The organism is Paenibacillus sp. J31P13 (genome assembly GCF_056269295.1).
On sequence record NZ_JBWDNR010000005.1, the window covers coordinates 532,273 to 539,579 of the forward strand.

The window sequence follows — 7,307 nt, forward strand, 5'->3', positions numbered from 1 at the left end:
TATGGAGTAAGACGGCTCTTCTTAATGAATAGGGATTGAAAAGAGGGATACCGATGAACACAACTCCAAGAACAGTACAAAACTTCGACTCCGATTGGATGTTCCATTTAGGTGATCTACCTATCATGCATGCTGTAAAAGGAGGAATGACAGGTGGATTAACCGACTGTGAGCAGATCGCAGAAGGGGAATGGCTGAAGATCGCTTTTTTCGACGAAAGAGAACAGGCTGTAATGAACGAGCGGGATTGGAAGGCTGTCGATCTTCCACATGATTGGTGTGTGGAAGGGAATTACGTATATGACGGGGATAAAGTTAAACATCATAAGAGCCACGGTTATCTACCTGTTGGAATTGGATGTTATCGTAAAGTTTTCGAGATTCCTTCAGTAGATCTTGGCAAGAAGCTATCGATCGAGTTCGATGGTGTTATGCGTAACTGTACCGTATGGGTTAATGGGCATTTAATGGGAACTCATCCAAGCGGATATACGGGATTCAGTTATGACATTACCGATATTGCACGTTACGGTGATGAGGGGAAAAATGTAATTTTCGTTAAAGTTGATGCCAGTGATTATGAAGGCTGGTGGTATGAAGGTTGCGGTATTTATCGTCATGTCTGGTTAAACAAGACGGAAAGACTTCACGTAGGAAGGCACGGAACGTATGTGACCACGTCAAAGGTAAGTAAAGAAGAGGCTGACGTTACTGTAACGACAACCGTATGTAACGAACAACCTTATGCCGTTAATTGTATGATCAAGACTTTAATTGCGGATGGAATAGGGAATGTGGTCGCTTCCAGCTCGGAGAACATCACCATTCAAGCAGACAGTCAAGCAGATGTTGAAACTACGATGAAATTGATGAAGCCGGTGCTCTGGTCGCCTGAGAATCCTTACCTTTACGATGTTATTACGAGAATTTATGAAGCTAATGAACAAGATGTGGTGGATGTATATAGGACCCCATTAGGTGTACGAACAATAGAGTTTACCGCAGATAGTGGATTTTACCTAAATGGTGAACGGTATTTAATTAAAGGGACTTGCAATCATCAGGATTTCGCTGGCGTAGGAGTCGCTCTGCCTGATCAAGTAACTGAACATAAAATCAAGCTTCTTAAAAGTATGGGATGCAACGCATACAGATGCTCGCATCATGCTCCCTCACCTGAGCTTCTAGATCTATGCGATAGAATGGGTATGCTCGTTGTAGACGAAAACAGGAAGCTCGATGTATCCCCAGACGGAATCGCGGACCTGAAAGAGATACTATATCGAGATCGAAATCATCCATCAATCATTTTGTGGAGCATGGAGAATGAGGAAATATTAGAAGGAACGATTATGGGAGCGAGAATGCTTGATACGCTGTCAAGAATTACGCATTCTATTGATCCAACTCGCTTTACGATTTCATGCATGAATCATGGGTGGAATGACGCAGGATACAGTCTTTCCGTAGATATAACGGGATATAACTACGGCCAAAGAGAAGATCAATATCTTGTCGATCATGAAACGTTCCCAGACCGAATCATGCTCGGAAGTGAGAGTACGAGCTGTACGACTACACGTGGCATCTATGAGAATGATGATGTTAAAGGATACTGTTCAACTTATGGAGATCAGATTCCGGAGTGGTCATGTTCGCACGAGAAATCATGGCAGGATGTAGTGAATCACCCTCATTTGACAGGCATATTCGTTTGGACCGGTTTTGATTACAGAGGAGAACCAACGCCTTATCAATGGCCTTGTATCGGTTCACACTTCGGGATCATGGATAGCTGCGGATTCCCGAAAGATGCTTATTATTACTATAAAGCTGCCTGGACAGAAGAACCGATGGTGCATATTCTTCCTCACTGGAACTGGTCGGATAAGATTGGACAAGTGATTGATGTGTGGGCTTATAGCAATTGTGAGACGGTGGAATTATTTATTAATGGTCGTACTCTTGGCGAAAAGACTGTTGATCGAAATTCGCGAATCGAGTGGAAGATTGACTACATTCCCGGTGAATTGACAGCGATAGGGAAAATAGCTGGGAAAGAAATAGCAAGAAAGACTGTGACAACAGCAGGAACCGCTCATCATATTAGGCTAGAGCTGAATAAAACAGAAATGAAAGCGAATGGTACGGATATTGCGATGATTAAAGTATCCGTATTAGATGCTGCTGGTGAAGTTGTTCCTACGGCAGATAACGAGATTATGTTTACAATTGAAGGTCCCGGAAAAATTGTTGGTGTTGGAAATGGTGATCCAAGCAGCCACGAACCTGACAAAGCAAATCTTCGACGAGCATTCAATGGACATTGTTTAGCAATTGTTCAAGCTAACAAGGAACAAGGGGACATTGTTATACGGGCAACTTCGATTTCTTTGCAAGAAGCTGTTGTCGTAGTACGTTCGGAGTGAAGCTGTACGGGGGATATTAGAGGCAAAGTAGAAAATGCTGAGCCTCTAATATCACTTGCGAGATGCTGCGAGTATACGAAAAGATTCTTAAAAATGTGAGGAGACGTTAAAATGAGTAAGTCTATTTATAAAAAAATAATCACTGTATTATTAATGTTTACATTGATTTTCAGTTCTATTGGCGCAATTACTCAAAATGTAAGCGCTAACACATCGGGGAATAATATTTATGCACAGTTTTTTGTATCTCCAACAGGTAGCGACGATAATGAAGGGACTTATGAACGTCCGTTTCTAACTATTGAAAAAGCTCAACAAGCTGTTCGTCTAATCAATCAAGCAATGACTGGCGATATTTATGTTTTTGTAGAAGAAGGTGATTATTACATCCCTGAGGGAATGAATTTCAACGAAGCGGATTCAGGGTTTAATGGGCATCGCGTTCATTATAAAAGCCTTGGAGCACCTGGAAGCGCGCATTTAATTGGTGGCGTTCCTATTACAGATATTACAACTGATTGGGAGCAGACGAGTGCTGCCGACGTGGATACTACGGACTACTTAAGATATTTACCAGCATCTGCAGTCGGTAAAGTATATAAAGTTAAACTTGATCCTGAACAATACAACTTTAACCAACTTTATATTGGCACTCAAGCAGATACTAGCTTTAATAAAGCGATTATGGCCCGTACGCCCAATAAGGTAGAGGATTCTGAATTCCCATCGTGGAATGGCCCCTATTTCTTGTCAACTAAAGGTTCAAACAAAGATATGGGTTACAAATCGAGCGACCTGACTCCGGCTCAAATTGATGCTCTAGTAAAAGCTCAAGCAGCAAAGGTTGCAGAAATTGCTCAACTTTTTGTTTTTGACTGTGGAGGATATGCTTTCGAGTCTAACACTCTTCCTATTAACAGAATCGATACAGCGAATAATGTGATACATTCACCGTTCGATTCTGCGCATCCTGAAATGTATATTACAAAATACAACATTAATGCTAATGCTCGTTATTTCATGCAAGGAAATATTTCCTTCTTGGATACAGCTGGCGAGTATCACTATGATAAACAAACAGGCTGGCTTTACTACTATCCAACGGCAGCTGAGGGAGTAACAAGTGCTCAGGATATGAACAACTTGAATATCGTAGTTCCGACGACGAAGGAGATTATTCGTTTACAAGGCTCTGATAAACCGAACATTGCGGATTGGGGAAAAGCACCGGATCTTGCAAAACAAGTTAGCCATATCACTTTCGACGGATTCACTCTCGAAGCTACAGAATCAGATAATTATATTGTAGATGGCTGGAGCTATGGTGAAACTTGGTATGCTGGTGGTACAGCAATTCCATACCCACCAGCAGAGGCAGCGGGAAGTACACAGCCATATTATTCTGACTACGCTGTTCGTCCTGCATACATGCATGGCGGGTTCACATTGATTAATACTAATAATATTACTATTCAAAACAGCAGGATCACTAATATGGGGCTATTTGGAATCGTTGTTTGGCGCGATAACTCATACAATACGTTCCAGAACCTTGTTATCGAAAACACGGGTATGGGCGGTATCAATACGGATGGCGGTTATCCAGGAGTCGGTAAATACAATAACAACCATACGTTCTATAATTTGTCCATTCACCATGTTGGACAAGTCAATGCTTTTGGTGCGGGATTGCAAGTAATGAATACAGGTTTTAGCACTTTTAAGAACCTCGAAATTTACTATGCTCCACGACGTGCAATTTCGTTTGTTGGTCAAGCACAAACTATGCCTGGTGCAAGTCCAAACTTTGACCCGGTGAGAGATGTGTATAACTACGGCAACCGTTTCGAATATATTTATGTGCATGATGCGGAACAAGATACTGCGGAGGATAGTGCAATATTCATTGGAGCTCTCTTCAAGGGCGGTGATGTACAGAGATTACACGGCACAAGGATTCCGGCAGAGGCTATTAATAAAGAAACAGGTCAACCATATGGTGAATTAAAGGCGGGTAATGTCTTTAATCAAATTGTAACTTCAGATATTGGTAGTGCACCTGACGTTCGCGATCCTAATACGGTTCATGGTATGGACTTGGCTATGGGCGCTACGGGTACTTATCTTTCTAATATTGAAGGTATTAACAATCAGAGTGCTAACTTACGTGTGGAACCGACGCAAAATGGTGATGTGTTTTTTGTAGATAACGTAAACAGCGATTATCCAACATCAGCGTATAATCCGCGACTATATTATTCGTTTGACAATTCGAAGATGGAATATGACCGTATCGGTATTAACCGTCAAGATTTCCCTTTTACTTCCGAATTGTATAATCCAAACACGCCGAAATTACGTTCGGACAGCTATTTTTCGGATGATTTTGAAGGCGGGAAGATTGACACAACAAAATGGTCAATTGAAAAAGGTAATCCTGTTATTTCTACCGCGTATACAGCTGAAGGTCCGTTCAACGGTCATTATTCTCTGTTTATTAACGGCGGTGCAAAAGGAAATTCAAACGGGGTCGCAATCAGTAGAACTTTTAAAAACAACTTAAACAAAACCGTAACCGGTTGGTTCTTCGATAAACGTCGTGATTATGCCGGTAATGACCACAATGAAGGATTGAATGATTCGGATGTTAGAGGTCAATCTTACATGAGAGTAGATGACAATACTTCTGCCAACCATGTTGGGCTTGGAATTAACGGTTATGCTAGCAGAGACTATTTCACTTATCTTGATGGTACGGCTGAAAAGTTAACGACAATACCGCGTAGTTTTGGGTGGCATCAGTATAAGTTTGACTACTCTACTGCCGGCAAAGTTACACTTTATATTAATGACCAAGAAGTAACAACACTCGATAGAGCGTCATTCAATTATATTGGAATGGGAAATTACGATAGCACTGGTGCTCCAGGCAAAAATACTGGTATGTCCTACTATGATCTAATCGATGTTTACGGTGGTGTAGACGCTGATCCAGTAGTGCAGCTTCAACCGGGTGCGGGTTCAGTACCACCTTATACGCCACCAGTAGTAGTAGACCCTGTTACATTAATCAACAACTGGGATTTCGAGAAAGGAATGCCGAAAACCGAAATTGCAATTACGGGTTCTGGACAGTCTGCAACATACAATAATGATGGTTTTACAACTTTCTGGGGAACTAATCCGAATTTGAAAGTTATAGCGAACCCGAAAACTGATGAGACAAATGGCAGTGCGAAGGTCATGATCGTCAATAATGAACCAGCTCTCTATTATGAAAAGACACCTGCGCATGAATGGAGCAATTACACGCTTGATTTGAAATTTGCGCTTGATAGTGATTATACAAGCACTGCACAACCATTACGATTCTTTGTTAATACGCAGCCGATTGCCAAATCTGGTACTCACTCCGGAAAAATGACCTACCAACCGGCTGGATACAATGTAGCGTTTAATAAAGCTACCAATAAAATGGAATTATACCGTGCTGATCTAACTAGTGAAGCTACCAATACGCATACCTTAATAGAGGGATCGACTAGTGCTGTACTGCCTGCAAATCTATTTAAAGCAGTTAAAGCTGGTGGTAGCTGGCATACATTATCGATCACTGTTGTAGATGGTACGGTATCCGCAACACTTGACGAAACTATCACGATATCTGGACAAGACTCAACCTATACAAGCGGCTATTTTGCTTTTGTTCCTTATGATGGTAACTCAGCGAAGTTTAACTTGGCCGTAGATGATATCAGTGTTAAGACAAACTCAAGCGCACCGAATATGGTATATGACGCGAATCTTAAGTTTGGAAACGCAACACTGAATGGAAATTTCAACCCTAATCATACATCATATCAGGCGTCAATTACCGATCCAACTAAAGACGTTACGCTGATTATGCCAACTTCAGAACATGGCGCAACATTTGCCATTTCATTGAACGGCACAGATATTACAAGCGAATTCGTGGATATGACGGCGCAATCTTTACCGTTAATCTTCGGTTCAAATACGCTCACAATCGCTCAGACATCAGCAGTGGGAGCAAAAATTAACTATACTGTTGGTATTTATAAGTCCTATACCAATGCAACAATTGACACGGTTTCACCGGTATCAACAACGGTTGGCACATCACCAGCGCTGCCGAAAACGGTTAATGTGACCTTTGATGGAAGTCATGCCCAACCTATTGCAGTGAAATGGGATATGATGAACAATACAGATCTTAACACCCCGGGAACATACACGGTAAATGGTTCCTTGGTGGGGATGTATAGCAAAGTGAGCATTACCGTTTATATTAACGGGGTAACATCAATAGACTCATTAGCACCTATTTCAATATTGAATACGGAATTGCCTGTATTACCAACATCAGTTTCGGCGCAAACGATGGAAGATGGTGTACTTGGAAGTAAGACATTACCAATTACTTTTGTTGAGGTTGATCCTTCTGTATATACAAAAGTAGGAACAGTAGTACTTGTAGCTCATGTTGACGGACGGACTGAGACATTATTGCAGCAGATTATTGTCTCAGATGCAGCTGAATCACAAGTTGATAGAGCAGCACTAGAAGCAGCAATTACAGAAGCACAAACGATAGTGGGTGCGGCGCAAGCAGGCACAGAGCCAGGCCAATATCCGCAAGTAGCAATTGATGCGCTAACAGCAGCGATTGATGAAGCAACAGTAGTGAAGGAAAACACTTCAGCGACGCAAGTGGAAGTGGATGCAGCAGAATTAGCTCTTAAGGATGCCCTTGCGACATTCGAATCAGCTAAAATTCCAACACAAGGCATCGATACAACTGCACTAGAAGCAGTGATTACAGAAACACAAGCGAAAGTAGAAGTAGCGGAACCAGGC

Annotated in this window: 2 protein-coding genes; both read left to right on the plus strand. The window is 41.8% G+C overall.

Annotated elements, in window-relative coordinates; all coding sequences use genetic code 11:
- Positions 1-53: 53 nt before the first annotated feature.
- Positions 54-2,429 (plus strand): beta-galactosidase GalA, encoded by a 2,376-nt coding sequence (gene galA, locus AC0YOD_RS19660; protein ID WP_475801019.1) that lies wholly within the window; start codon positions 54-56, stop codon positions 2,427-2,429.
- 111 nt (positions 2,430-2,540) lie between these two features.
- Positions 2,541-7,307, plus strand: a 4,767-nt coding sequence (locus AC0YOD_RS19665) for an Ig-like domain-containing protein (RefSeq protein ID WP_475801020.1), incomplete at its 3' end; no start/stop codon positions are given.

What these genes read in the sequence shown, in the direction of transcription:
- galA (WP_475801019.1), top strand. Translation starts at nt 54, where the DNA reads ATGAACACAACTCCAAGAACAGTACAAAACTTCGACTCCGATTGGATG.